Origin of the sequence: Halovenus amylolytica (assembly GCA_004015825.1) — an archaeon.
Classification (GTDB): Archaea; Halobacteriota; Halobacteria; order Halobacteriales; family Haloarculaceae; genus Halovenus; species Halovenus amylolytica.
The window spans coordinates 61,236-86,109 of sequence record SAYS01000008.1; the positions used below are offsets into that span (position 1 = coordinate 61,236).

Below are 24,874 nucleotides of genomic sequence, written 5' to 3' on the forward strand. Positions count from 1 at the left end.
TGGCGCTGAACTCGGGGGCACCGGAAGACTCGCTTCGCTCGTCTTCCGAGGTCACGCTCGTTTCACTCACGTGACTCTCGCTGCGCTCCTCACCCTCCGGGTTGCGGTGCTTGCGTCGTCCGCCTTCGTTCAGCGCCACGCCCCTTTCATAGTGTTTGTTGCGGTAATTTTCGTGACCACGTTACAAATATCGGTGTTTCACGCCATGTAACCGATGTCTTGTTACACGACGGCGGTAAAGACTCGCAACAAACACTATCAGTCCCACCCTCGTCGCTTAATTGGCCGGCCGATACGGGCGGGACTGATAGTGTTTGTTGCGGTAATTTTCGTGACCACGTTACAAATATCGGTGTTTCACGCCATGTAACCGATGTCTTGTTACACGACGGCGGTAAAGACTCGCAACAAACACTATGAAAGGGGCCGGTCGTTCGCCGAGTGAGACGATGTAAGCACCTACTGGAGCGCAGCGAGTCGCAACCGGCGAACGACCGGGGGCTTTCTTGCTGTTTACAGCGGTTCCAGTACTGACGTTGTCTCGTGGGGGCTTTCTTGCTGTTTTGAATGATATTCAGCGAATTCACAAATCACAATCCGCCCTTCGAAACGACAGGAACTCGTGGTGAATGCCCACGGTTTATGTCTATTTGACTGTATCTAGCGGTATGCGCCCCATCTCCCGACGAACGTACCTCGTGGCTGTCGCGGTCGGAACGGCCGGACTCGCTGGCTGTAGCGGCGACACTGATGAGTCGTCGACAGACGACGCAGAGTCCGATAATTCGGAGACTGACAGCACGGACTCATCAGCTCCGGAGGATGACGAATCAGAACAGCCAGCCCCAGATGAGAGCGCATCGATCCACGAGGAATATGAAAAAACAGTTGTTACGGTCCAGTCCCAGGATGGCGAGACACTCGGCTCCGTCACCGCAGCGATCGCCGACACCGGCGACCTCCGATACACGGGGCTGAGTGATACCGAATCACTTCCCGACGACCGCGGCATGCTGTTCGTCTTCGAGGAAGAACAGGACCTGACCTTCGTCATGCGGGAGATGGATTTCCCGATCGATATCGTCTACGCGGATTCGGATGGCGTCGTCACGTCGATCCACCACGCCGAGGCCCCCGGGCCGGACGAGGACGGTGAGAACTTCGAGTACCCCGGCCGAGGACAGTACGTCCTCGAAGTCAATCGCGACTGGACGACAGAACACGGCGTCGAGACCGGGGACCGACTGGTTTTCGATCTTCCCTAGAACTCCGCGGTGATATCTGTCGACGAGACGATCCCGATGTAGTCGCCACGCTCGACGACCGGCAGGTGTTCGATCCCGAAACTGGTCATCATCGCCGCGGCCTCGCCGACCCGGAGATCCGGCGGCACCGTCTCGACTGATTTGGTCATCAACTCGGTGACGGCCATCTCAGAGGCATCCTCCCCGGTGGCGACGGCGTCCAGAATGTCCGTCGCCGTGATGATTGACGGCTCGCTCGTGGTGACGATCAACGCGCTAATATCCTCGTCGCGCATCTTCGCCGCAGCCGCGCTGACCGATGCGTTCCGTGAAATGGTCTCGACGGGTGAGGACATAATATCCCGTACCCTGTTTTGCTGGTTCGTACTCATACCCCAGTACTGTGCTGGAGGGGTCTTGATATTTGTCACTAGACCGAGTTCAGCAGAATCTCCCGATCAATCCTGGAAACGCACCACGACAGCGTGCTCGCGGATGTACGCCCGCACGCGTTCGGGGAAGGGACCCGAACCGGGCCACTCGTCGGCGACGCCGAGCCGGGCCGGATCGCCGATGTAGGTCGCGACGTTCCCGCCATCGGCTGTCGGAACCTGGACGCGCACGTACAGTCCCGACTCGACACCTTCGTAGCGGTCAAGGGGCTCGATCGCTGGTGGGACGAGAATCCGACCCGCGACACTCCCACCGGGAAGCAGTGTCGGATACCGGCCGTCGACGCGGTGGAGTCCGTCGACGTTTGCCCGACCACGGTACTCGACGGTTTCAACGACCTGGGCTGCTGTGTCGCGATCAGTCAGCGTCCCGTAGACGAACACCGCCACGACCGCTTACCGTTCGTCGATCGGGGTGACATCGCGGTCGTCCGGGCCGACGTACCGACCACGTGGGCGGATGAGGCGGTTGTCCTCCTGGTATTCGAGGACGTGCGCCAGCCAGCCGCCGCTGCGGGCCATCGCGAAGATTGGGGTGTACATGTCGATCGGAATGCCGAGCTTGTAGTAGACTGCGCCGGAGTAGTAATCCACGTTCGGCGCGATCCCTTTCTCTGGAAGACCTTTCTCCTCGGTCAGGTACCGCTCGATCGTGTTCGTGTATTCGAGCCACTTGGTCTGGCCGGATTCCTCGGTGAGTTCTTCGAGTCGCTGCTGGAGGATCTTCGCGCGCGGATCCTTGACGTTGTAGACGCGGTGTCCCCAGCCGGGAATCCGCCGACCGGACTCGGTCTGGTCTTTGACCCACGCCAGTGGATCCTTCTCGCTCTCGTCGAGTTCGAGCAACGTCTCGATTACGTCCTGGTTCGCGCCGCCGTGTAGCGGTCCGGACAGTGCCCCGATGCCGCCGGTAATCGCGCTGTAGACGTCGGCGTACGTCGAGCCGATTACCATTGCGGTAAAGGTCGAGGCGTTGAGTCCGTGATCGGCGTGCAGCGTGAGTGCCATATCGAAGGTCTCCTCGGCGACCTCGCTTGGCTCCGTTCCGGTCAGCATATAGAGGAAGTTTGCCGAATAGGAGAGCTTCGGTTTCGGATCGAGTGGCTCCTCGTCGCGGCGGAGGCGGTCGTAGGCAGCCAGAACTGTCGGAATCTTCGCGACGATCCGTCGACCCTGTCGGCGGGCGCTATCGAGATCTTCTGGCTCGGCGTCCGATTCGGGCTCGGCCGCGGAGAGCATCGAGACGCCAGTCCGAAGCGCGGCCATCGGTTCCTCGTCGGCGTCGGCGAGTGTCTCCAGCGTCGAAATAACGCCCTCCTCGATTTCCTGTTCCTCGGAGAGGGAATCAATAAAAGACGCAAGCTGCTCGGCCGTCGGGAGTTCGCCGTTCCAGAGCAAGTAGAGCACTTCCTCGAAGCTCGCGTTGACCGCGAGATCTTCGATATCGTACCCCCGGTACACGAGCTGCCCGGCATCACCGTCAATATTGCTCAGCGATGACTCGGCAACGAGCACGCCTTCCAGGCCCTTCTTGAGTTGGTCGGACATTATACACATACTTTCCCACCGTCCGGGTTAAATCATTATCTTTCGCCTCGGGAACGCGGCAGTCTGTCCTCGGGAACTGTCTTACTAACAGATAGATGTCCAGCAAAAGAGCGAAAACAGCTACAACACCCGAATTAGCCCACTGTTCGGCCGTATCTATCATCATTGTTGTTGCGGTTATCTGTCGCCTGGTGGGGCAGACCCGCGATACCCACGGTCAGTCGGCACTCTTAGTAGCTCCCGCGAAAACCGTCTCCCATGGCGAAACAACCACACCTGCTCGTCGAGGCGGGTGAGCTGACTGATATCGCACTCGTACCGGGCGACCCCGGCCGCGTCGACCGCATCGCGAACCACTGTGACGATCACACTGTCGTCGCCGAAAATCGGGAGTACAAACTCGTCAACGCCAGCTACGAGGGCCGCGAGCTCACGATCTGTTCGACCGGCATCGGCTCGCCGTCGGCCGCGATCGCAGCCGAGGAGCTGGCTGCAGTCGGCGTCGACACGCTGCTCCGTGTCGGGACGACTGGCGCACTCCAGTCCGGTATCGAGATCGGTGACATGATCGTCGCGACGGGCGCGGCGAAAGACGAGGGGACGACGAAGCGCTACGAGGACGTGTCAGTTCCGGCCGTGCCCGACTACGAGGTGCTCTCGGCGCTGGTCGACGTGACTGAAGCACAGGGCGAGGATATCCACGTCGGACCGATCGCGACTGACGACGCCTTCTACGCGGAGACCGAGGCGTACGTCGACGCGTGGGAGGATGCCGGCTTGCTCGCCGTCGAGATGGAGGCTGCTGCGCTGTTTACGCTCGCCCGGCGGAAGGGCCTGCGTGCGGGCGCGATCTGTACCGTCGATGGGAACCTCGTCGAGGGAACACAGAAAGGGGAGACGGAGGACGAGGAACTTCCCGAGAAGGCCAAAAACAACGTCGACCGCGCGATCAAGATTGCGCTGGATGCGACGACGAAACTCTGAGGTCTCTGTTACTGGGGATAGTCGACTTCTTGAGATACTGTCTCTGATAACTCCTCGAAGAATCAGTGGGCTACAAGTTCTTGCGGGTTACCTATGTTTCCATGGGCGAGGAACTGGCAGTCATCGAAGGCGAGGGTGACGTAATCGCCGACGCACTCCGGACAGCCGCGCTTGGAGGCAATGGAAACGAGCCACACCGGGAGATGTTCGTCGACATCACCGCCGACGGGCTGGAGACACCGGCCAGCAGCGTCGATGCAGCCCAGCGCTCGTACTGTACGCTCTCATCGGAGTTGTTCGACAGACTCTCGGTGTTCGAACCGACTGCAGCGCTGTTCCCGGTCGTCGAAGTGCTCGACTGGCTGGAGTGGCTCGCTGGCACCGACCCGATCACGCTCAGTTTCGTCGGCGAACCCGGCGCAGCGATGGCCTCACAGCTTCGCCTCGTCGGCCGACACTCGAAAGTGGCCGTCGACTGTGCGGTCGACCCGGCACTGCTCGACGAGATCGAACTCTCGCTTCCGGACCGGTTCGACGGAGGCGTCTTCCTCGACGACGGCGGCGATCCAGTTCCGACACGTATCGAGACGACCGCAGCCGAGCTTGCGCGACTCGTCGGTGCAGCCCGGCGGTGTGGTCTCGACCGGTATCCACTGACCGTTACCGCCGGACAGGTCAACTTCGGGCTGACCGACGGGGGGACACAGGTCGAGGGCCAACTCGACGCGACGGTCGACGGGCCCGGGTTCGCCGAAGAGTTCGGTTCCAGCTTCGGCCGAGTCGTCCGCGCAGTCGATGGCACCGTCACGCTGTACACCGGGCCCGACCAGCCGCTCGCAGTCGTGACGACAGTCCCCGGCGCGATCTTCCGTCACGTCGTCCACGCCGTGTAGCTGGACCGCTGGAACGGAAGTTTTACACTCGGTTCGGGGTCTTTGTTGGATATGGAAGAGACAGTGCTGCTGGTCGGTGGCGGTGGCCGAGAGCACGCGATCGCACGCGCGCTCTCCGAGTCTGCGGCCACACTGTACGCCTGTGCGGGGAATCGCAATCCAGGTATCGCGCGCCTCGCCGAGGGGTTCGAGACACTCGATACGACGAACCCGACGGCTGTCCGCTCGTACGCTGACGATGTCGACGCGACACTCGCAGTCATCGGTCCGGAGGCCGCCCTCGCCGCAGGTGTTGCAGACGCACTCGACGAGGCTGGTGTCTACACCTTCGGCCCGCAGGAAGATGCGGCCCGTATCGAGACGGACAAGGCCTTCCAGCGCCGGTTCATGAAACAACACGAGATTCCGGGCTGTCCGGATTTCGAGACCTTCGACGACATGGAGGCCGCCTGTGAGTATATCGACGACTACGACGGCGACCTCGCAGTCAAACCCGCGGGGCTGACCGGCGGCAAAGGCGTCCGTGTGATCGGCGACCAGTGTACAGCCGAGGAGGCAAAGGAGTACATCCGCGACTCCGACTACGACCGGATCGTCCTCGAAGAACGACTCGTCGGCGAGGAGTTCACGATCCAGGGCTTCGTCGCGAACGGCCAGTTGCGTGTCACGCCCGCAGTCCAGGACCACAAACGTGCCTACGAAGGAGACGAGGGGCCGAACACCGGCGGGATGGGTGCATACAGCGACGCAGCACTCCAGCTCCCGTTTATGAGCGAGTCGGAGTACAACGACGCTGTCGACGTGCTCCGGGAAACCGTCGACGCACTCGACGGCTACAAGGGTGTGCTGTACGGCCAGTTCATGTTGACTACTGATGGCATCAAGGTCGTCGAGTTCAACGCCCGATTCGGCGATCCGGAGGCGATGAATACACTCCCTGTCCTGGGCACCAACTTCCTGGACGTGCTCGTTGCCGCCCGCGAGGAGGAGTCACTCCCGCAGTTGAGTTTCCAGCGCCAGGCGACCGTCTGCAAGTACGCAGTTCCCGACGGATATCCGACCGATCCGCAATCGGGTGCTGAAGTTACTATCGACGAGGAGAGCGCCGGCGAGGCACTGCTGTACTACGCGAGTGTCGACGAACGTGACGACGGCATCTACACGACAACCTCACGATCATTTGCCGTCGTCGGGGTCGCCGACTCGATCACCGAGGCTGAAGAGATCGCGGAAGAAGCTATCTCTGCTGCCGGCGAGGAAGGGCTCCGCGTGCGCCACGACATCGGCAAACCGGATCTCGTCCAGCAACGGATCGATCACATGGCCGAACTCCGCGGTGAGTGAGACCAGCCTGCTCCAGACTGTTTCCAGCAAACCCACACTATTATTTCACCGCTCGGTTCGTTAATTCATATATACAGGTGCGAAAGGGTTATATTTAGTTGACACCTACCACCAGACAGCGGGAATCCCTCCCACATAATGCCATGAAAGGCGAAATCAATTCCGAAGAGGAAGACAAACGGTACGGACTAATCGAGACTGGTGGCGGCCAGTGCGTGATCTACGATCGAGAGAATAGTACGGCCTGGCTCCAGTCAGACACCGTCGTCGACATCGATCTCTAGGCGCGGCTTTTTTTGAGTAATAGAGAACGCGTTATGCAGGCTGTGGCGAGCGCTGCTTGCGAGTAACGTAGCCAGCGATGCGGTTACGAACGCCCTTCGACTCGATGTTGGTGAGCTCCGTTACCAGTTCCTTGTTGTGTTCGAAATCCGGGCCGAACGCGTCCGGGTACTTCTCCATAAGCAAGCGCCCCGTCTTTTTGACGTATGCAGGTTTGATGGCCATTGGTACAGTCCCGTAGCGTCGTGGCCCTCTAAAATGATTCGACTTGGCCGTCGCCCGCTGGAGACGGAGTATCGTCCTACGAGAGTCCGTTGGCGTCTTCGACACTGGCACCGGGGACCCGGACACGGATCGAGTCCGCGATCGAGTCGGGCAGTGAGACGGTCTCCCCGTCGGCGAGCCTGACGGTCACCATCCCGATCGGTGGAATCTCGTCGACCGTGATCTGGGTCCCCGGCGTGATCCCGACGCGCTGGAGATAGGACAGCTCTTCTGGATCGCGATCCCTGACACGCTGGACGATCAGCGTCTCGCCTTCTTCGTGTCCACTGAGTTTCCTGTCCTCGCCCTGGACGGGTTCGAGTGCGTCGTTGGGGATCGGATCACCGTGTGGATCGACCTCCGGATCGTCGAGCAGTTCGGCGACGCGTTTCTCGAACTCCTCGCTGATGTGGTGTTCGAGCCGGTCGGCCTCGTCGTGGACCTCGGCCCAGTCGTAATCGAGTTGCTCGGCGAGATAGGTTTCGAGCAGCCGGTGGTGCCGGAGCACTTCGAGCGCGACGGTCTCCCCCTCGGTCGTCAGCTCCACCCCCTTGTACTTCTCCCGGTCGACGAGCCCGCGCGATTCGAGTTTCTCCATCATACTCGTCACCGTCGGTGGCTCGACGTCGAGCAACTCCGCGACGGCCGACGTCGAGACGGGTTCCCCCTCCCGCTGTTTGACCTCGTAGATGGCTTTGAGATAATCCTCCATCTTCGCGCTCAACATACCCGCTCTTTGGGGCGGTCATCTCAAAAGTGTACTCATCGGTGGTGGTTCTCTATCAGTCGTTTATTTCGCTTTCAGTCTTGCTCGGACACAGTGTGCAAAATAAGTGTAGCAGCTCTGTCAGACAGATCAGTACGTTTCGAATAGTTCCCGTAACTCTTCACCTTCTTTCCCTTCCATCATGCCAAACGCCAATAGGATTCTTGCTTTCTGCGGAGTGAGGCTTCCACCGCCGATGAAATCCTCGTCACCGGTAATCACACCTTGCGTCCCTCGATGAGAGGTGACGACCGGAATACCATCTTGTGCTGCATGTCGGAGTGCTGACTGTAGGCCACGTTTTCCGTCCGGACGGGCAGAAGTACCTGTCAGCAAGGCCGCATCGACGAAGCCCTTGGTACCTGCTTCAACTGCTGCGTCGACCATTCTGCCTTCCATACCCAGCGCAGAATACGTGATATCGATCTCACCGAGTGAGAAATCCTCCGGTGTTCGGTTGGAAAGGTCAAATTCGGTATCTGGATACGATGCTCGCTCCACCTGCTGATAGAATTCGATACCGCCGTCTGTCAGCCCGACTGGGCCAGTATTCGGTGAACTCCATCCGTCGGGACGACTGCTTACCAGTTTTGTCACATCCCGCGCGTGGAAGATCTCGTCGTTTACCATTAGCAGCGCGCCACGGCCTGCTGCGTCGGGGTGACCTGCAACGCGGACAGCATCGTACAGGTTCTTGTCACTATCGGTTCCGAGTGCATCGACACCCCGTTGGGCAGCGGTCCCGACGACTGGGAGTTCCGTTTTTAGCGATAGATTGAGGAAATACAGCACCTCCTCGACGGTGTTCGAACCGACGGTTACCACAACACCATCTGGTGGTGACGAACTTTCTGCGGCTTCCATGATCGCATCGTGAATCCCGAACAGAACATCTTTGTTCAACTGACTGCTTCCCAGTTGCGAGACGCCTGCAACGGAAATATTTGCGACCTCCTCCAGTTCTGGTCGTGCCTCGACCAACTCTGACGGTGATAGATATCCTTCTGTCTCTGGATTCGCGACAGTTCCACCAGATCCAACGAGAAGGATCTCTGGAAGTTCTTCAGATTCCTCGTCTTCACCGTCCTCGTCGCTCTCGTGTTCGTCTGCTCCTGCTGCTCCTGTCATTGATCCAGTTCCCGCAACAATCCCACTCGCTCCTGCTATCTTCATAAGTGTCCGTCGCGTCAAAGCTGATTTGGTACCCACCGACTCTGACATCTTGTCAAAATCACTTGATTCATCTACTCTTTCCGCATCTGGATTGTTATTTACCATCCAAATTTCGATTTTTGCCCGGATGTATTAACTATTTTTCGAGAAAATATTACTTTCTTTAAAATACATCTATTTATGCTTTCTATTATGTAATCTGAATTATTTATATATTGAATGGAGTATAAGTATATATAAATAACCTCTAATTTCGTTAGTTGGATCCTGCTGTCTGGCTCTGTTACTCAGAACTCGGTCTCACCGGTCAGGATCTCGATCTCGTAGCCTGCCGTCTCCAGCGCGTCGATCAGTTCGGTCACGTGGTCGTGGCCCCGCGTCTCCAGATCGATCTCGATCTCCGCGTCGTCCATCGAGACGTCCCGGGAGGTCCGGTCGTGCTGGATCGCGTAGATGTTGGCCTCCTGCTCCGAGATGACCGCCACGAGTGAATCCAGCGCGCCGGGTCTGTCCGGCAGTACCGTCCGAATTCGGAGATAGCGCCCAGTCTCGATCATCCCGCGCATGATCACCGTCGTCAGCGTATTCATGTCGATGTTCCCCCCGCAGAGTGTCGGGACGATGGTCTCGTCGTCCTCGTACTCGAACTCACCCGCGAGCAGTGCTGCAAGCGGGACCGCCCCGGCCCCCTCGACCAGGGTTTTCGACCGTTCGAGCAGCGTCGTCACTGCGACTGCGATATCTGCATCCGAGACGGTGACGACCTCGTCGACGCGCTCTTTGATCACCTCGAAGGTCTTCTCGCCGATGGTCCGGGTCGCGATCCCGTCTGCGATCGTATCGACGCTGTCCAGTTCGATCCGCTCACCTTTCGACAGTGAGGGGGCGACGCTCGACGCACCTTCGGCCTGGACGCCGATCACTCTCACGTCCGGGTCGAGTCCTTTGAGGGCAGTCGCGATCCCCGAGATGAGTCCGCCGCCGCCGATCGGGACGACGACTGTCTCGACGCTCGGGAGATCGTCGTAGATCTCCAGCCCGAGCGTCCCCTGGCCGGCCATAACCTCCCAGTCGTCGAACGCCTCCAGATAGTACCGCCCCTCTTCTGTTTCGATCTCACGGGCGCGCTCGGCGGCCTCGTCGTAGTCGACGCCGTGGAGGATCACTTCGGCCCCGTAGCTGCGGGTGGCTTTGATCTTCGAGATCGGTGCGTCTTCCGGCATGACGACTTTCGAGTCGACGCCCATGCGCGTGGCTGCGAGTGCAACCCCCTGTGCGTGATTGCCGGCACTCGCCGTTACGACGCCTGCTTCGAGCGTCTCCGCTGGGAGCGTCGCGATCCGGTTGGTCGCCCCCCTGATCTTGAACGCCCCCGTTCGCTGGAGCATCTCCTGTTTGACGTGGACGTCGGCACCTGTCATCGCAGAAAAGGTATGCGAGTACACCAGCGGCGTGTGCCGCGATGTCTCCGCTACCCGGTCGCGAGCCGCTTGTACGTCGTCCAGTTCGAGCATGCGACAACTCTTCGGCCCGGCCGGTCATATACTGTCCGTCTCCGGTGGACGTACCGAAACCGCCGGAAGCGTGTGACTTTGCAGTCGCGACTGCAAGCTATCGGTTTCGTTGGATGTACTTAAACCCACGTGTGACAGTATAAATCCCTAATCGACAGAGGAAGTCGGGATATGCCGGCCGTCTGACGGCTGACACACGCCTGTCTTCATATGTACGTTCGTCCAACAGGTATCGCCCGCGACGGTCGGGATTCGGGTCGGTGCTCGGTCTCGCGCGCGCAGGTGGCTGGCGGGTGTCGCAGGTCGTGCTATAGTTGTCGGTCTCGGGGGTCGGCTACAGTTTTTCGGCGCGGTATCTGACGGTCGGTTTCCCGTCGAACCGGGGGCCACTGCCGGTTCGTTCGAACCCCATCTCGTCGGCGACCGTCTGGATCTCCGATTCCTCGCGGAGTGCGAGCAGTTCGACAGCCATCCCCTCCGTTCGGGCAAAGCGGACCGGCTCTTCGAGCAGCCGTTCGTACGCCTCTCCCTCCGCCTCGAGCTGTGTGACGTGGACGGTCTGGTCGCGGGCGTCGTAGCTGACGAACCCGACGATTTCGTCGTCCCGTTCGGCGATACGAACAGTTCTGTCGTGGACGAGGTTCCGCATGACGTCCCGCGGTGCGTCCGTCAGCGCAGCGAGCCGTCCGGCGTCGGCCTCCACAGCGTCCCGCAGTTCCATAGCCACCCGTTGGACCCGGGGCCAATTATATGTGTCTCTCTCACACGCCCGGCTCGTCCCCGGGCAGGACCGCTCGGACTGTCCTTGCTCTAACATTTCTGGGTAGTCCAGATGAAAGCAGTTATCCACAGTGGCGACAAAGGGGCGGAAAATGAGTTACCGACACACACAACAGGTGATTGTATGCGGATAGTTGCCAAGTTCGGTGGTACGAGCGTCGCGGACGGCGACCGGATCAATCGCGCGGCTGATTCGATCGCGGCAGCCGTCGAGGCTGGCCACGAGGTCGCCGTTGTCGTCAGTGCGATGGGCGGCACCACTGACGTACTGCTCGACGAGATGAAATTCGACGCGACGGAGGCTGACCGCGCGGAGATCGTTAGCATGGGCGAGCGGACCTCCGTCAGAATGCTGAAAGGCGCGCTGGAGGCCCGCGGCATCGACGCCGAGTTCCTCGAACCGGGCCGGGACAACTGGCCGATCATCACCGACGAGTACGGCGAGGTCGACGTGGATGTGACGCGTGCACGCGCAGAAGACTGCGCAGAATCCATGGCCAACGGTGTCGTCCCGGTCATCACCGGCTTCCTGGCCGAGGATCACGATGGGACGATCACGACACTCGGCCGTGGTGGCAGTGACACGACTGCGGTCATGCTCGGCAACTACATGGCTGCCGACGAGGTCGTCATCGTCACAGACGTCGAGGGCGTCATGACCGGCGACCCGAACGTCGTCGAAGGGGCCCGTAACGTCGGCGAGATCACGGTCGACGAACTCCGAAATCTCTCCTTCCGCGGTGCGGAGGTCGTCGCACCGTCTGCGCTGACATACAAGACTGGTGATCTCGAAGTCCGTGTCGTCCATCACCAGCACGGTGATCTCCTCACCGGCGGGACGAACATCGAAGGCGAGTTCGAGAACCTGATCGATCTCCAGGAGCGCGAACTGGCCTGTATCACGGTCGCTGGTCGGTCGATCCGAAACCAGCCCGGCGTGCTCTCCCGACTCTCGGCGACCCTGTCCGAGGCGGGGATCAACGTCGAGACCAACTCCAGCGGCCTCGATTCGATTACCTTCTACGTCGACTGTGAAGACGCGAAGGAAGCCGAGACGGTGCTCCACGAGCGAGTCGTCGAAGACGAGATTCTCTCCAGTGTCACGCTCGAAGAGGGAATCGCAGTCGTCCGGGTTGCGGGTGGTGAACTCCAGGACAAAAGCGGCGCCGTGAACAACGTGCTCGGTCCGCTCGCCGAAGAGCACATCTACATCCACGACGTGGTGACCAGCGCGACGTCGATTTCGGTGTTCGTCGACTGGGAAGAACGCGAACGTGCACTGGAGTTGCTGCGAGACGTGTTCTAGGAGTCGGATTTTTCACTTGGGATAGCGATGTTCGAGTTACAAACAGCAAGAAAGCCCCGAGGCGCTGAACTTGGGGGGTTCGCTGCGCGCTTCCCTCACTCCGTTCGGTCCAGTGCTTACGTCGCCCGCCTTCGTCCAGCGCCTCGCCCCTTTCATACTGCCGGCTGTAAATTCGTAAAGATATGCGCTACCCCGGGGTGACGCAATTCTTCAGTTTCTTACAGCCGGCAGTATCAGTCCCGCCCGATGTAATTTTCCAGGCCGGGCGGGACTGAAAGGGGCCGGGCGTTCGCCGAGTGAGACGACGTAAGCACCGTCGTTCGAGAGAGCAAAGCTCTCTCGTGATCACGAAAGGCCGGCGGCCTTTCGAACGACAGCGAAGCGAGGAGCGCAGCGAGTCGCAACCGGCGAACGCCCGGGGGCTTTCTGGCTGTCTGAATCTCTGTTCTGAGTCCCTCTATCTCTCATAATTCCAACACCCTTAACCCAAACTCACCGTCCTTCTTCGAGACGCGACGCAATCCGGCCGGGCAGCCCAGCCTCCCGAACCGCTTCCTGAACTCTCTCGATATCGTACGTGACGCGGTGTTCCTCGACAGTCATCTCGTCGAGATCCAAGGTCGCATAGGCAGCCCGCGGATCGCTATCGCGGGGCTGGCCGACACTCCCCGGGTTCATCACGATTCCCTCGTCGAAGATCTCGTTGGCCTGGACGTGGGTGTGGCCCATCACGAGGACGTCCTCCTCGTCGAGGAGTTTCGGACTGAACTCCGAGGGATAGGTGTAGCGGTCGGGGTTGTCGGGGTGGCCGTGGACGATCTTCACGCGATCGTCACAGACCAGCCGGGAGTCGGGCAGTGCACCGAGCCAGGAGAGCTGGTCGTCGTTGAGCTGTTCGCGGGCGTGTTCGACCCCTGCGCCGGCCATACTGTTGAAGCCAAAGGAGGTACTGCCCGCGGTCGCACGGTCGTGGTTGCCCATCACCGTCGGAATCGATTCCTCGCGGACAAAGTCGACACAGTCGGCGTGCCAGGGGTTGTAGCCGACGATATCCCCGGCGCAGATGATCCGATCGACGGCCGGCATATCCTCGATCACAGCGTCGAGTGCGACCTTGTTCCCGTGGAGATCCGAAATGACGCCGACGTTCATATCTGTGTCAACACACTGTACGATTATAAGGGCTGTCAGGATCAGTTCACCGACACGAAATCTATCAAAAACAGTTTACAACTCCGCTCCGTCGCTGTCCACATGGTCGACAAGGACGCCGTCCGGAGTGGGTACGACGACCTCACGGAGATTTACGCTGGAAGCCGTGATCCCGACGCGGACGAACTGGCTATCCTCGACCGATTTCTCGACTCACTCTCCCCGTCGGCTCGCATCCTGGATGCTGGCTGTGGGCAGGGCGAGCCGATCCTCCGCACCCTCGCTACTGACAGGGCGGCCATCGGTCTGGATATCTCCCGTGGCCAGCTCCAGATGGCCCGTGAGGCAGTCCCCGGAACACCACTCTTGCAGGGGGATATGACCCGGCTCCCCTTCGACGCCGGCACGTTCGATGCAGCTGTTTCCTTTCACTCCCTCATCCACGTTCCGCTGGCGCAACACCAGCAGGTCATCGACGAGTGTGCCCGGGTTCTCCGTCCGGGTGGGGGACTGTTGCTCACAGAAGGCACCGGAGAGTGGTGTGGGACGAATCCGGACTGGCTCGATAGCGGCGTGGAGATGCAGTGGCATATCGCCGGCCAGGAGTCGACACGCGAGCAGTTACGCGAGGCAGGCTTTCGGATCACCGACGAATCGACTGCGAAAGACGAACTGGCTGAGGAAGAATCGAGCTGGCTGTTTTTCGAGGCCGAACTGACGGAGTGATTGGAACCTTCCAATCCTGACGACACGAAATCCTCACCCTACTCGCTAGATTTTTTGCCCCCGCTCCGAATTGCAACGTAGATGGAGCTCACGTCGATCCCCGGTGTGGGAGCGAAGACGGCCGAGGCGTTGCGGGAACTCGACGAGCCCGAGCGGGCGCTACAGGAGGGAGATGTCGCAGCCATCGCACGGGCACCGGGGGTTAGCGACGGTCGCGCAGCCAGAATCGCCCGCGGTGCGATCCGCACCCAGCACGACGATCCCGGCGGATTCGCTGCGACCCCGAGGGCCAAGGAACTCCACCGCGAGGCACTCGCCTTGCTCAAAGACCGAACAGTCACGAAATACGCTGCCAGCCGACTGGAGACGCTGTACCCGAGCGGTGTCCAGTCCCGGATCGAGGAGGTCCAGGCGTTCGCTCGCGACGCCATCGAACAGAACCCAACTGACGCTGTTCTCGATGCACTCGCTGGGGTGGAACCGCTCGAAGCGCCGAGTGATCTCCGCGTCCGTGACCGCTGTCTCGCGACACAGGATGCCGAAACCTACGCGAAAGCCCGCGAGGCCGTCCCCGAACTCAGCGTCGAACTTGTCGAGGATACCCGCCAGCTCTCCGAACTCGCCCGCGGCTACTCGACGGTGATCGCACTCGACGAGGCCTTCGTCGGAACGGAACTGGAAGGCGACGTCCGTGTCGAGCCCGGCGCACTCGACGAACCCGAGTCGGTCGTTCCCGAGCGAACGCTCTCCTTTTTCGCACACAACAGGGACAGCCTGCAGGCGGCGGCTCGCGTCCACCGCGAGGCAGCGCTCGACTCGCCCTGCGATCTCGATACGCTGCAAAACGCGCTGTCGAAACTCGACACCGACGGCACGGTCACCGGCGACGAGGAACTCGACAGGCTGAACGCGGCGATCGATTCACTCGATGGCGCGATCAGCGAGGCAGAACGGCTGGCGAACGATCACCTCCGGAACGCTATCGAGAAACGGGATGTCACGATCGAGGGGACGGATCTGCTCTCACTCGTCGAACGCGGTGCCGGTGTAGATTCTCTCCTTCAGCGCGAACTCGCCGACGAGTACAGTGCGGCCGTCGACCAGGCCCGCGAACAGCTCGTCGACGTGCTCGATCTGACCGACAACGAATCGCTGGCGCGGCGGATCTTCGACGACGAGCCGACCTACCCGGTCGAGCACGACAAAGAGGTCCGCAATCGCTTACGCGAGGAACTCGTCGCGATGCGGGATCGTCGGGCGACCAGCAAGAAACTGGCCGTCGCCGACGAACTCGCTGGATTGCAGGCCGACTGCGAGCAACTCGTCGACCGGGCACTCGAACTCGATGTCGAACTCGCAGTCGCTCGCTTCGCCCGGGATTTCGACTGCACGATGCCGACCTTCGCCGGCGAGGGGTTCGTAATCGAAGGTGGACGATCCCCGCTGCTGGACGTTCCATTCGAGGATGTCGAACCGATCGACTACGGCGTCGATGGTGTGACACTTCTCTCGGGAGTCAACAGCGGCGGGAAAACGTCGACGCTGGATCTCGTCGGACTCGTCGTAACACTCGCACATATGGGGCTACCAGTGCCCGCCGACGAGGCCCGAATCGAGCGCATCGAGGAACTACACTACTACGCGAAAACCCAGGGCACGCTCGATGCGGGGGCCTTCGAATCGACGCTGCGGGAGTTCGGCAATCTCGTGACGGACGTTAGCGAGGACCGATCGGTACTCGTTCTGGTCGACGAACTCGAAAGCATCACCGAACCGGGTGCGAGTGCGAACATCATGGCCGGGATTCTGGAAGCACTCGACGAGCGCGGCGCGACGGCGGTGTTCGTCTCCCACCTGGCTCGCGAAATAATGGATGTCGCGGAGATCGAACTCTCTGTCGACGGGATCCAGGCCGACGGCATCGAAGACGGCGAACTGCAGGTCGATCGGTCGCCAGTGAAGGGTCGACTCGCACGGTCGACACCGGAGTTGATCGTCGAGAAACTGGCCGACGACGACGAAACAGGTGACGGGGCGGCGTTTTACAGTGGCTTGCTCGAAAAGTTCTAGGGCGATTTCTTGCGGTGCCAGCCTGTGTACTGCTGGAGAGAGTCGATCTGGGAGAACGCGATCCACAGGAGCACCGCGAACAGTATCACCCAGAGGATACCGTACGCCACTGTGGTGACGACGATCGTCGCCGCACACAGCGCGACAAACACAACCAACCCGATAATCAAATCGAGCCGCCAGCGGAGTTCGTGTTCCATGAATTGAAATTCGAGTTGACACAAGAAAACGTGTGGGTAGTTGCGACTTCGTCTGATAGTGATTGTTGCGAGTCTTTACGGCTCTGGCGACACAAATTCTGTGTTACACGCCGTGACACGTCGATATCCGTGACTCGGTCACGAAAATAACCGCAACAATCACTATGACGCTGCAATACTGTTAAGTGTCGCCGCAAGCTCGGTGAAAGTATAATGACGGACGAGCCAGACGAGGAGATGTTGTCCTGGGACGAGTCCGTCTTTCGCAACGAACACGTCTTCGAGATCGACTACGTCCCGGAGACGTTCATCCACCGTGAAAGCCAGATGGAGAGCCTGAAATACGCACTCAAACCCGCCGTGCGTGGCTCGCGCCCACTCAACGTGATGGCCCAGGGTCCACCCGGCACCGGGAAGACGACCTCGGTCCAGATCCTCTTCGACGAGCTGCGCGCGCGGACCGACGTCCAGGCCGTCAGGGTCAACTGCCAGGTCAACTCGACACGGTACGCGATCTTCTCGCGGCTGTTCGAGGAAGTCTTCGACTACGAGCCACCAGCATCGGGCATCTCCTTCAAGAAGCTGTTCTCGCAGGTGACCGACCGCCTCGTCGAGAGTGACGAGGTGCTCGTCGTCGCACTCGACGACATCAACTATCTCTTCTACGAGTCCGAGGCCTCCGATACACTGTATTCGCTCCTGCGCGCACACGAAGAGCAGGGTGGCGCGAAGATCGGCGTGATCGTCATCTCCTCGGATCTGGATATGGACATTCTCGAAGAACTCGACGGGCGGGTCCAGAGCGTGTTCCGACCGGAGGATATCTATTTCCCGAAATACGACGAGCCCGAAATCGCGGAGATCCTGCAGGAACGTGCAAATCGCGGGTTCCACGACGACGTCGTCACCGCGCCGGTGCTGGACAAGGTAGCCGAACTCACCGCCGAACAGGGTGGGGATCTCCGGGTCGGGATCGATCTGCTCCGCCGGGCCGGGATGAAAGCGGAGATGCGGGCCAGCCGAACCGTCGAGCGAGAGGACGTCGAGGAGGCCTACGAGAACTCGAAGTACGTCCACCTCTCGCGCCGACTGCAGGAACTGTCCGACTCTGAAACGGCACTCGTGGAGGTGATCGCCGAACACAGCGGCGAGCAAGCCGGCGAGATCTACGATCGGTTCCACGAGAAGACCGACCTCGGCTATACTCGCTACTCGGAGATCATCAACAAACTCGACCAGCTCGGGATCATCGACGCGAGCTACACCGAGGTGGAGGGCCGAGGCCGGTCACGGGAACTCTCCCTGAACTACGATGCCGACGCTGTGACTGACCGCCTGTAAGATCATGTCGATCCGTGTCAACATCACCGAGTGGGACGCAGTTGTCGACGAACTGCGCCAGTTCGGTTCCAGTGGAGACGTAACTACTGACGATGGCTGGGTTCGTCTCGATTTTGGCTCTGCGTACGTCGAACTGTCACGCGAGGGCTGGATCAGCACGGGGATGCCGCTTCACGAGTTCGAGCAGGACGGGCTGACCGAGCTAACTGTGGACCACGGCGGGGGTTCGCTCACGGTCGAAGCCGCCGATACGAGCTATACGTTCCGTCGACCTGGCGGGTAGTGGTTCGGGGCTTTCTCGTTGTCGCTAACAGTCGTACTGCACTGCCCAGTCGTACCCAAACACGGCACTGCTAGAGTCACAACAGCAAAGACGACGGGGGCCAACGGGCGGATATGGACTACGAGACGCCGCAGTTTTTCCGCGTCATGCAGTACGCGAGCCGGGCGGACCGCGACGTCGTCGATATGGTCAGCGGTAACCCCGACTGGGAGCCACCCGACGCACTCCGGGAGGGACTGCACGCCTACGCGGACAGCGACCCTGACGCCTTCCAGTACCCCCCGAGCGTCGGCATCCGGGGTCTCCGCGAAGAGATTGCTACCCGCCGTGGGGTCGACACCGGGCAGGTGCTGATCACCAACGGCGCGGGCGAGGCGAACCACCTCGCGATGACCGAAGGGCTGGAAACGATGCCAGGCTCCGAGATCCTGCTCACCGATCCCGTCTACCCCTACTACGCCGGACGCGCGAACATGCTCGACGCGGATATCTCGTTCGTTCCTGCGAACGAAAGTGGGCATCTCGACCCGGCGACTGTCCGCGAGCATGCGAGCGAGGAGACGGCCGTCATCGTCGTCAACTCGCCGAACAACCCCCTCGGCGTCACATACGACGGGGAGACGATCCGGGAACTGGTCGAGGTTGCCGAGGAGTACGACGCACTGCTGGTCAGCGACGAGGTATACGATCACTTCGATTACTCCGGCCGGTTCGAGTCCGCACTCGCCGTCGACTCCGAGCACCGACTCGTCACCAACTCCTTCTCGAAATCGATGGCGATCACCGGCTGGCGGGTCGGCTACGCCGTCTTTCCCGACGCCGACGGCGACCTGCTGGACAACGCCAGAACCAGACACATGCTGACGAACGTGACCGGCTCGCGGCCCGTTCAGGAAGCCGTCCTGCACGCACTGCGGAACACCGACCCGAGCTACTACGAGCAGAGCCGCGACCGCCTCCGGGACCGGATCGCCACGTTTACCGACGCACTCGACGACGCTGGCGCGGAGTACACCGATCCCGAGGGTGCATTCTACGTGATGGCGCGGTTCCCCGACTTCGCGGGTTCGCTCGAAAACGTCGAGCGACTCATCGACGAGGCCGGCGTGGCGGGGATGCCCGGCGAGGCATTCAGCGATTCTCGGGCCGAGTGGATCCGGTTCGCGCTCGTCACACCGCGCGTCGAGGAGGCCGCCGATCGGCTGGCAGCGTTTTTCGAGTGAGCTTTCCCCGAAACCGGCTGTGCAGTGGTGATGCACAGCCGGTATGCTATTAAACTCCCGTCACCGCCAGTACCGAGTATGAGCCACCAGTCGCCGGAGATGACAGCCATCGATGCGCTGTCGGAGCTTCCACCGAGTGCAAAACTCGTCGCGAAAACCCTGGAGTACGAGGGTGAGCTGACCCAGCCACAGCTCACCGAGAAGACACGACTCGCCGGCCGGACGGTTCGGTCTGCCCTGTCCGAACTCGACGACGCCGGCATCGTCACTGCGCGGCCGTCGGTCGTCGACGCGCGAAAGCGGCTCTACTCGCTCGACTCTGACGCCGAAGATCAGCTGTAACTGTGCTTCTCCGAGCGGCGTCTCTCAAACGGTCATTTGACTGTTCCCCGCGTATTTATCACTGCGGGGTGAACTGCGAGTATGAATGGTCCAACACGCCGCGCACTGCTCGGCACAGTTGCCGGCGGTGCTTGCCTCGCTCTGGCCGGCTGTATCAGCGGCTCGGACGACGACCCGGACGAGACTGACGACAACAACAGCGACGACGACCCCAGAACCGGTGAGCCCGACCAGTTACAGTCCCGCTTCCCCGACGAGGAGTTTCCCGAGGACTGTCCAGAGTACGACGGCGTCGACCGCGTCATCTGTTACGATGCAGTCGATCCCGAGACGGTTCCGGCCGTCCTCGAACCCACGGCTCGGACAGTCGCGGAGGGGGACTCCATCGATTTCACCCTGTACAACCGGAGCGAGTCGAAACTGAGTACGAACTTCTACAACTGGCGGATCCACAAACGCGTCGACGGCGAGTGGTACCACGTCGCACCGCACGAGTATCCCGAGCCACTGATGGCCGTCGAACCGGACGATTCCCACACCTGGACGGTCAGCATCGACAATAGCGGGATCGTCGATGGGGAGTCAGTACCATCGATGAGTGGCACCGAACAGCTCACCCTCGGTGGTGTCGGCGGTGGCCACTATGCTTTCCGTGCTCGCGGCTGGTTCGAGGGGGAGAGCTACCAAGAGGCGATCGCCTTCGCCGCGACCTTCGAGTTCGATGGCCCCCCGATCCAGCTGACCACGACGAACAGCATCGAATCGACCGAGTGGGACGGCGAGACTCTCGTTGCAACCTCGACACGCGGTGATCCCGACAACGAGTACTCGAAGAAGGGTGCATTCGAACTCCAGCGTGTCAGCGACCCTGCCGGGGATGTCCAGCCAGTGATCACCGAACAGGTCCTCCGGACCGAACAGCTCCGGGATACCATCGCCCTCGCCTTCGAGTACGACGCCGACCGTGTCCGACTCGAAGAGTACAACGGCGTGACGCCGATCTTCGGGAGCAACTCGGACAGAGTCTACGAGTTCCAGGGGTCGTACTACGAGGTTACCACATCCATCATCGAGGAGTAACCGACCACTGTAGAAGGCAGCCAGTTGCCACGGGACGAATCCGTGGGTTCAAACGGCAGGCCGCCCCAGTTTGCTTCGAATGGCCGACGCCGATTGGGCGGAGTATTTCGCCTTCCCCGAACCCTACGAGAACCAGCGTGACGCGATCGAATCCGCGATCCAGGTCGGTGAGGCCGGGGGCTACCTGGCGATGGAGGGGCCCTGCGGGACCGGAAAGACGATGGCCTCCCTGACCGCCGCCACGTCGCTGGTCGAAGCCGGCGAGTACGACACTGTCTTCGTCGTCACGCCGGTCAAACAGCAACGTTTGCAGTTTATCGAGGATCTCCGCGCCCTGAATGCAGGTCTCGACGAGCCGATGAAAGAAATTGCCCTCGTGGGCAAGCGTGATCTCTGCCCGTACGGCCGGGAGGGGGTCTTCCCCGACGACGTGAGTGTGCACGACCGCTGTGAGGACCTCCGGGAGAACACTGCCAGACTGGTCGAAAGCGAGGGCAGCAGTGACGAGATGCCCGTCGCCAGCGCCGAGATCGGCGTCCAGACCGAGGAGATCTGGTGGGACCCGAAGAAAGGAAGCGATCTCGTGAAACACGCCCGCCCCGACGGGGCCGGCCAGCAACGACTCGCCTCTGACATGCTCGCGACGGCTGGCGCGACGAGTCCCTACCCCCGCAGCCAGCCGAGTGCACCCGAATCGATGAGCGAGGGTAACGACGAACCGCTGTACTGCCCCTTCGAGGCCGACTGGTACGCCCGCAACAAGGGCGTCCCGTTCGATTTCTCTGCCGGCGAACATAGCGTCCTCACCGCCGACGACTACCTCCCGCAGGCGACCGAGCGCGGACTCTGCCCGCATCGTGCGATGGGTGTCCTGCTCGAAAGCGCGGACGTCGTCGTCGGGAACTACAACCACCTGTTCGACCCGAACTCCCGGCCGCTGGTCGAGGCGATCCTTGACGAGGACACGTTCCTGATCGTCGACGAGGCCCACCGCCTCGAAGAACGTGTCCGGGATCTGCTCTCGGATCGGGTGGGGCGGACGACGCTGAAACGCGCCCGGAACGATCTCGCCACGCTCCTCTCGCGTGCCCGCGAGAGCGACGACAACCACGAACAGGTCCGCGATCAGCTATCCAGCCACGACGTGCCCTTCGCCGCTGTCGAACAGGCCCGGAACTTCTACGACGATCTGCTCGCCTGGCTGGACGACCGCATCGCCGCCTACCTCGACGAGGAAGTCGGAGAGGGCTGGCGGCCGGGCGCACCCGACAACCTACCGGACCGGAACCTGGAGATACCGCTGCGTGATCCCGAGACTGTCGAACAGGACGAACTGACCGCGTGGGCCGAACGGGAGGGATATACTGGCGACCTCTGGCGCTCGCTCTCTGCGATCGGACTCGCAGTCGAGGAGACAATCGACGAGATGGGACTCACTCGGACACCGGTCTGTACGGCCGTCGGTGCGCTGATGGGGAACTGGTGGGAGTCCGACCACGCCAGTTTCCTCCGGGAGATCGAACTCGAACACGCGCCGAAAGAGCCCCAGAGTGTCGAACAGCCCTGGCAGGCCAACTACACCGCCGGACTGATCCTCTTCGAGTGTATGCCTGGCGACACTCTCCAGCAGATTTTCGACGGACTCGGCGGTGGGGTGTTGATGAGTGCGACGCTGGAACCGCTCGATATCTTTACAGAAGTCGCGGGACTCGAAGCGCTCCGGGAGTCGAATCGCCCGGTCGTCGAGCGGACGTACAAGCTCCCGTTCCCCGAGGAGAACCGCGCGAGTTTTCTCGTCGATACCAAACCGTTCACTGCCCGCAATCGCGGTGACCCCGAGGAGCAGCGCGATCCAGCGACCTGGAACCGGACGCGAGACGAGTACGCACACGTCCTGCGGACGCTCGCCAGATCACCCGGAAATGTTCTGATCGCGATGCCGAACTACCGGGAGGCAACCTGGGCCGGCGGGTATCTGGACGATGTCGTCGACAAGGAGGTACTCGTCGACGAGAGTTCCTCGAACGAGGCGACAGAAGAGCTGAAACAGCAGTTCTTCCGCGGTGAGGGGAAAGTCCTCGTGACGAGTACGCGGGGGACCCTGACCGAAGGTGTCGATTACGACGGTGAGAAACTCAACTGCGCGGCGGTCGTCGGCGTTCCGCTGGTCAATATCGGTTCGCCGCGGGTCCGCGCGGTCAAACGCTCTTACGGTGAGGCCTTCGGCGAGGACAAGGCCTTCGAGTACGCGCTGACAGTACCGGCGGTGCGTCGTGCTCGCCAGGCGCTCGGTCGAGTGATCCGGGGAACAGAGGAGGTCGGCGTCAGGGCACTCGTCGGCCGCCGGTACACACCAGGCGCACGCCACAGCGTCTTTCCGTATCTCTCCCCGGGCGAGCAATCAGAGTTCGTCCGGCTCACGCCGGAGTTCCTGGGTGGCAAACTCGACAGTTTCTGGAGTGAACACGGTGTTTCGTGAGGGGGTGGGTGTGATCGGAATATTCTGGAGCGACATTCAAAATAGCAAGTCCCGGTCAGTCAAGCGACCGGGGGCTTTCTTGCTGTTCACAGACGTCAAGGTACTGTCCAAACGAAATACAAGAACTCCTGGCGGCTGTACAGGTGGTCAAGGCGACTGCCCCGGGGGTTTGACCCCGGGGTGGGTTCACGATTAAGTCACTGGCCCGTCATATCTCTGTATGGCGCACATCGAAACCCACAGTGAACTCGACCTCGAATCACCCGTACTGGTCGAAGGGCTGCCCGGTGTCGGACTGGTTGGCAAGATCGCGACCGACCACATAATCAACAGCTTCGAGATGGAGCATTTTGCGTCCTGTCACTGTGAGGGGCTTCCACGCGTGGCGACGTACGAGGCGGGGAGCCACCAGATCAGGCCACCAATCAGAATCTACGGCGACGAACGCCGTGACCTGCTCGCGCTCCAGAGCGATGTCCCGGTGTCGCCCGAAACTGCCCCTTCATTTGCCTCCTGTGTCACCGGCTGGCTCGACGAACACGACGTCACCCCGATCTGTCTGAGCGGGCTCCCTGCGGAGAAAGACGACGTTCCGAAGATGTACGGCATCGGGACCGGTGACTCTGACGAGTTACTCGACGAACACGACATCGACGCCCCGGACCAGAATGGACTGATCAGCGGTCCGACCGGTGCGCTCCTCGCCGAGGCCGGCGAACACGAACTCGGCGCTGTCGGCCTGATCGTCCAGTCGAACAAGCAGTTCCCCGACCCCGAAGCCGCCCGTATCCTCCTCCTGGAGGGGATCGAGCCCATCGCCGGGATCTCTGTCGAGACCGAGTCGCTGGTCGAAAAGGCCGAAGAGATCGCCGACGCGAAGGAAAATCTCGCAAAACAGATGGAGCAGGCAACCCAGGAGAGCTCCCAGGCCCAGCCACTCGGGATGTATCAGTGAGCGAGAGGCTACGGGGTCTCTTCGTTGCCGCCTGTCTCCCCGTCGGTGTCCGTCTCCTCGTCGTCTGCCTCCACGTCGGTAGTTGTCTCGCTTTCCACGGATTCCGCGTCCGATCCAGACTCCGGCTCTGACACGTCGATCGACACCGGTTCGGTCTCGATCATCTCGTCGATATCCTCGCCTTCCAGGGTCGCTCCGGCCAGGTAGCCGACAGTCCCGCCGACGATGCCGCCGGCGATCGCCCCGACCGGACCGCGACGTGACCCCATGACGGTGCCCACAAACCCGCCCACAGCGGAGAGTTTCTTCGGATCTGTCTCGGCTTCGACGGCGTCCTCGTGTTCGTGACTCATAGCTGAGGGTACGGGCCGACGGGTGTATAACTTACTCATCTGGCATTTCGCTGTCGGGTTCACCGGGCGAAACCGGCGGCACCGCTATCCGGAATCTGTGTCGAAAGAAAGCGATCGTGA

Annotated in this window: 26 protein-coding genes; 15 read left to right on the forward strand and 11 right to left on the reverse strand. The window is 61.1% G+C overall.

The genetic code is table 11. The features are described from left to right. Window positions 1–668 precede the first annotated feature (668 nt). On the forward strand, window positions 669–1,265 hold the full coding sequence (locus EOW68_RS08400; RefSeq protein ID WP_128224714.1) for a DUF192 domain-containing protein: 597 nt from the start codon (window positions 669–671) through the stop codon (window positions 1,263–1,265). Here EOW68_RS08400 and EOW68_RS08405 read toward each other — a convergent pair. From EOW68_RS08405 to citZ, 3 genes are all read right to left on the reverse strand, one after another. Further along, entirely contained in the window at window positions 1,262–1,636 is a 375-nt protein-coding gene (locus EOW68_RS08405; RefSeq protein ID WP_431358821.1) for a CBS domain-containing protein, read from the reverse strand. The genes EOW68_RS08400 and EOW68_RS08405 overlap by 4 nt on opposite strands. Before the next feature lie 66 nt (window positions 1,637–1,702). Then, on the reverse strand, window positions 1,703–2,086 hold the full coding sequence (locus tag EOW68_RS08410) for a gamma-glutamylcyclotransferase family protein (protein ID WP_128224715.1): 384 nt from the start codon (window positions 2,084–2,086) through the stop codon (window positions 1,703–1,705). Between the two features lie 6 nt (window positions 2,087–2,092). After that, on the reverse strand, window positions 2,093–3,244 hold the full coding sequence (citZ, locus tag EOW68_RS08415) for a citrate synthase (RefSeq protein ID WP_128224716.1): 1,152 nt from the start codon (window positions 3,242–3,244) through the stop codon (window positions 2,093–2,095). 258 nt (window positions 3,245–3,502) lie between these two features. Here citZ and EOW68_RS08420 point away from each other — a divergent pair, with 258 nt between their 5' ends. From EOW68_RS08420 to EOW68_RS18625, 4 genes are all read left to right on the forward strand, one after another. Then, a complete protein-coding gene (locus tag EOW68_RS08420) occupies window positions 3,503–4,228 on the forward strand; it encodes a guanosine phosphorylase (RefSeq protein WP_128224717.1) in 726 nt (241 codons plus the stop codon). Window positions 4,229–4,329: 101 nt separating this feature from the next. Beyond that, on the forward strand, window positions 4,330–5,121 hold the full coding sequence (locus EOW68_RS08425) for a hypothetical protein (protein ID WP_128224718.1): 792 nt from the start codon (window positions 4,330–4,332) through the stop codon (window positions 5,119–5,121). 51 nt (window positions 5,122–5,172) lie between these two features. Further along, window positions 5,173–6,465 (forward strand): phosphoribosylamine--glycine ligase, encoded by a 1,293-nt coding sequence (purD, locus tag EOW68_RS08430; RefSeq protein WP_128224719.1) that lies wholly within the window; start codon window positions 5,173–5,175, stop codon window positions 6,463–6,465. A 143-nt stretch (window positions 6,466–6,608) separates the two neighbouring features. Beyond that, entirely contained in the window at window positions 6,609–6,749 is a 141-nt protein-coding gene (locus EOW68_RS18625) for a DUF7331 family protein (RefSeq protein WP_431358822.1), read from the forward strand. A 31-nt stretch (window positions 6,750–6,780) separates the two neighbouring features. On the opposite strand, the gene EOW68_RS08435 is transcribed toward EOW68_RS18625, so the two are convergent. From EOW68_RS08435 to EOW68_RS08455, 5 genes are all read right to left on the reverse strand, one after another. Then, complete coding sequence (locus EOW68_RS08435; RefSeq protein ID WP_128224720.1) at window positions 6,781–6,972, reverse strand: 30S ribosomal protein S17e; 192 nt, start codon at window positions 6,970–6,972, stop codon at window positions 6,781–6,783. A gap of 76 nt (window positions 6,973–7,048) precedes the next feature. After that, the gene (locus EOW68_RS08440; RefSeq protein ID WP_128224721.1) at window positions 7,049–7,738 is read right to left on the reverse strand and encodes a metal-dependent transcriptional regulator; all 690 of its coding nucleotides are present in this window, start codon (window positions 7,736–7,738) and stop codon (window positions 7,049–7,051) included. Window positions 7,739–7,867: 129 nt separating this feature from the next. Continuing rightward, window positions 7,868–8,905, reverse strand: coding sequence for an asparaginase domain-containing protein (locus tag EOW68_RS08445; RefSeq protein WP_431358823.1), 1,038 nt, complete (start codon window positions 8,903–8,905; stop codon window positions 7,868–7,870). A gap of 332 nt (window positions 8,906–9,237) precedes the next feature. Then, window positions 9,238–10,464: a threonine ammonia-lyase gene (gene ilvA / locus EOW68_RS08450; RefSeq protein WP_128224723.1), complete on the reverse strand. Its 1,227-nt coding sequence runs from the start codon at window positions 10,462–10,464 to the stop codon at window positions 9,238–9,240. Between the two features lie 334 nt (window positions 10,465–10,798). Then, window positions 10,799–11,185 carry a hypothetical protein gene (locus tag EOW68_RS08455; protein ID WP_128224724.1) on the reverse strand — a complete coding sequence of 129 codons (387 nt, stop codon included), beginning with the start codon at window positions 11,183–11,185 and terminating at the stop codon, window positions 10,799–10,801. 183 nt (window positions 11,186–11,368) lie between these two features. Here EOW68_RS08455 and EOW68_RS08460 point away from each other — a divergent pair, with 183 nt between their 5' ends. Continuing rightward, complete coding sequence (locus EOW68_RS08460) at window positions 11,369–12,550, forward strand: aspartate kinase (RefSeq protein ID WP_128224725.1); 1,182 nt, start codon at window positions 11,369–11,371, stop codon at window positions 12,548–12,550. Window positions 12,551–13,042: 492 nt separating this feature from the next. On the opposite strand, the gene EOW68_RS08465 is transcribed toward EOW68_RS08460, so the two are convergent. After that, a complete protein-coding gene (locus EOW68_RS08465) occupies window positions 13,043–13,702 on the reverse strand; it encodes a metallophosphoesterase family protein (RefSeq protein ID WP_128224726.1) in 660 nt (219 codons plus the stop codon). A gap of 102 nt (window positions 13,703–13,804) precedes the next feature. Between EOW68_RS08465 and EOW68_RS08470 the strand changes: the two genes are divergently transcribed. Further along, window positions 13,805–14,428 carry a class I SAM-dependent methyltransferase gene (locus EOW68_RS08470; protein WP_128224727.1) on the forward strand — a complete coding sequence of 208 codons (624 nt, stop codon included), beginning with the start codon at window positions 13,805–13,807 and terminating at the stop codon, window positions 14,426–14,428. 81 nt (window positions 14,429–14,509) lie between these two features. Beyond that, on the forward strand, window positions 14,510–16,498 hold the full coding sequence (locus EOW68_RS08475) for a MutS-related protein (protein ID WP_128224728.1): 1,989 nt from the start codon (window positions 14,510–14,512) through the stop codon (window positions 16,496–16,498). Here EOW68_RS08475 and EOW68_RS08480 read toward each other — a convergent pair. Then, entirely contained in the window at window positions 16,495–16,698 is a 204-nt protein-coding gene (locus tag EOW68_RS08480; RefSeq protein ID WP_128224729.1) for a hypothetical protein, read from the reverse strand. The two genes, EOW68_RS08475 and EOW68_RS08480, sit on opposite strands and share 4 nt — an antisense overlap. A 213-nt stretch (window positions 16,699–16,911) precedes the next feature. Here EOW68_RS08480 and EOW68_RS08485 point away from each other — a divergent pair, with 213 nt between their 5' ends. From EOW68_RS08485 to EOW68_RS08515, 7 genes are all read left to right on the forward strand, one after another. Beyond that, window positions 16,912–18,039 carry an ORC1-type DNA replication protein gene (locus EOW68_RS08485; RefSeq protein ID WP_128224730.1) on the forward strand — a complete coding sequence of 376 codons (1,128 nt, stop codon included), beginning with the start codon at window positions 16,912–16,914 and terminating at the stop codon, window positions 18,037–18,039. A 4-nt stretch (window positions 18,040–18,043) separates the two neighbouring features. Further along, complete coding sequence (locus EOW68_RS08490) at window positions 18,044–18,322, forward strand: hypothetical protein (protein WP_128224731.1); 279 nt, start codon at window positions 18,044–18,046, stop codon at window positions 18,320–18,322. 113 nt (window positions 18,323–18,435) lie between these two features. After that, window positions 18,436–19,545 (forward strand): pyridoxal phosphate-dependent aminotransferase, encoded by a 1,110-nt coding sequence (locus EOW68_RS08495; RefSeq protein WP_128224732.1) that lies wholly within the window; start codon window positions 18,436–18,438, stop codon window positions 19,543–19,545. Between the two features lie 78 nt (window positions 19,546–19,623). Beyond that, entirely contained in the window at window positions 19,624–19,887 is a 264-nt protein-coding gene (locus tag EOW68_RS08500) for a hypothetical protein (protein WP_128224733.1), read from the forward strand. Window positions 19,888–19,968: 81 nt separating this feature from the next. After that, window positions 19,969–20,967, forward strand: coding sequence for a hypothetical protein (locus EOW68_RS08505; RefSeq protein WP_128224734.1), 999 nt, complete (start codon window positions 19,969–19,971; stop codon window positions 20,965–20,967). Window positions 20,968–21,046: 79 nt separating this feature from the next. After that, window positions 21,047–23,446: an ATP-dependent DNA helicase gene (locus tag EOW68_RS08510; RefSeq protein WP_128224735.1), complete on the forward strand. Its 2,400-nt coding sequence runs from the start codon at window positions 21,047–21,049 to the stop codon at window positions 23,444–23,446. 220 nt (window positions 23,447–23,666) lie between these two features. After that, entirely contained in the window at window positions 23,667–24,401 is a 735-nt protein-coding gene (locus tag EOW68_RS08515; protein WP_128224736.1) for a proteasome assembly chaperone family protein, read from the forward strand. Window positions 24,402–24,409: 8 nt separating this feature from the next. On the opposite strand, the gene EOW68_RS08520 is transcribed toward EOW68_RS08515, so the two are convergent. Next, window positions 24,410–24,754, reverse strand: coding sequence for a hypothetical protein (locus EOW68_RS08520; protein WP_128224737.1), 345 nt, complete (start codon window positions 24,752–24,754; stop codon window positions 24,410–24,412). Between the last annotated feature and the right edge of the window lie 120 nt (window positions 24,755–24,874).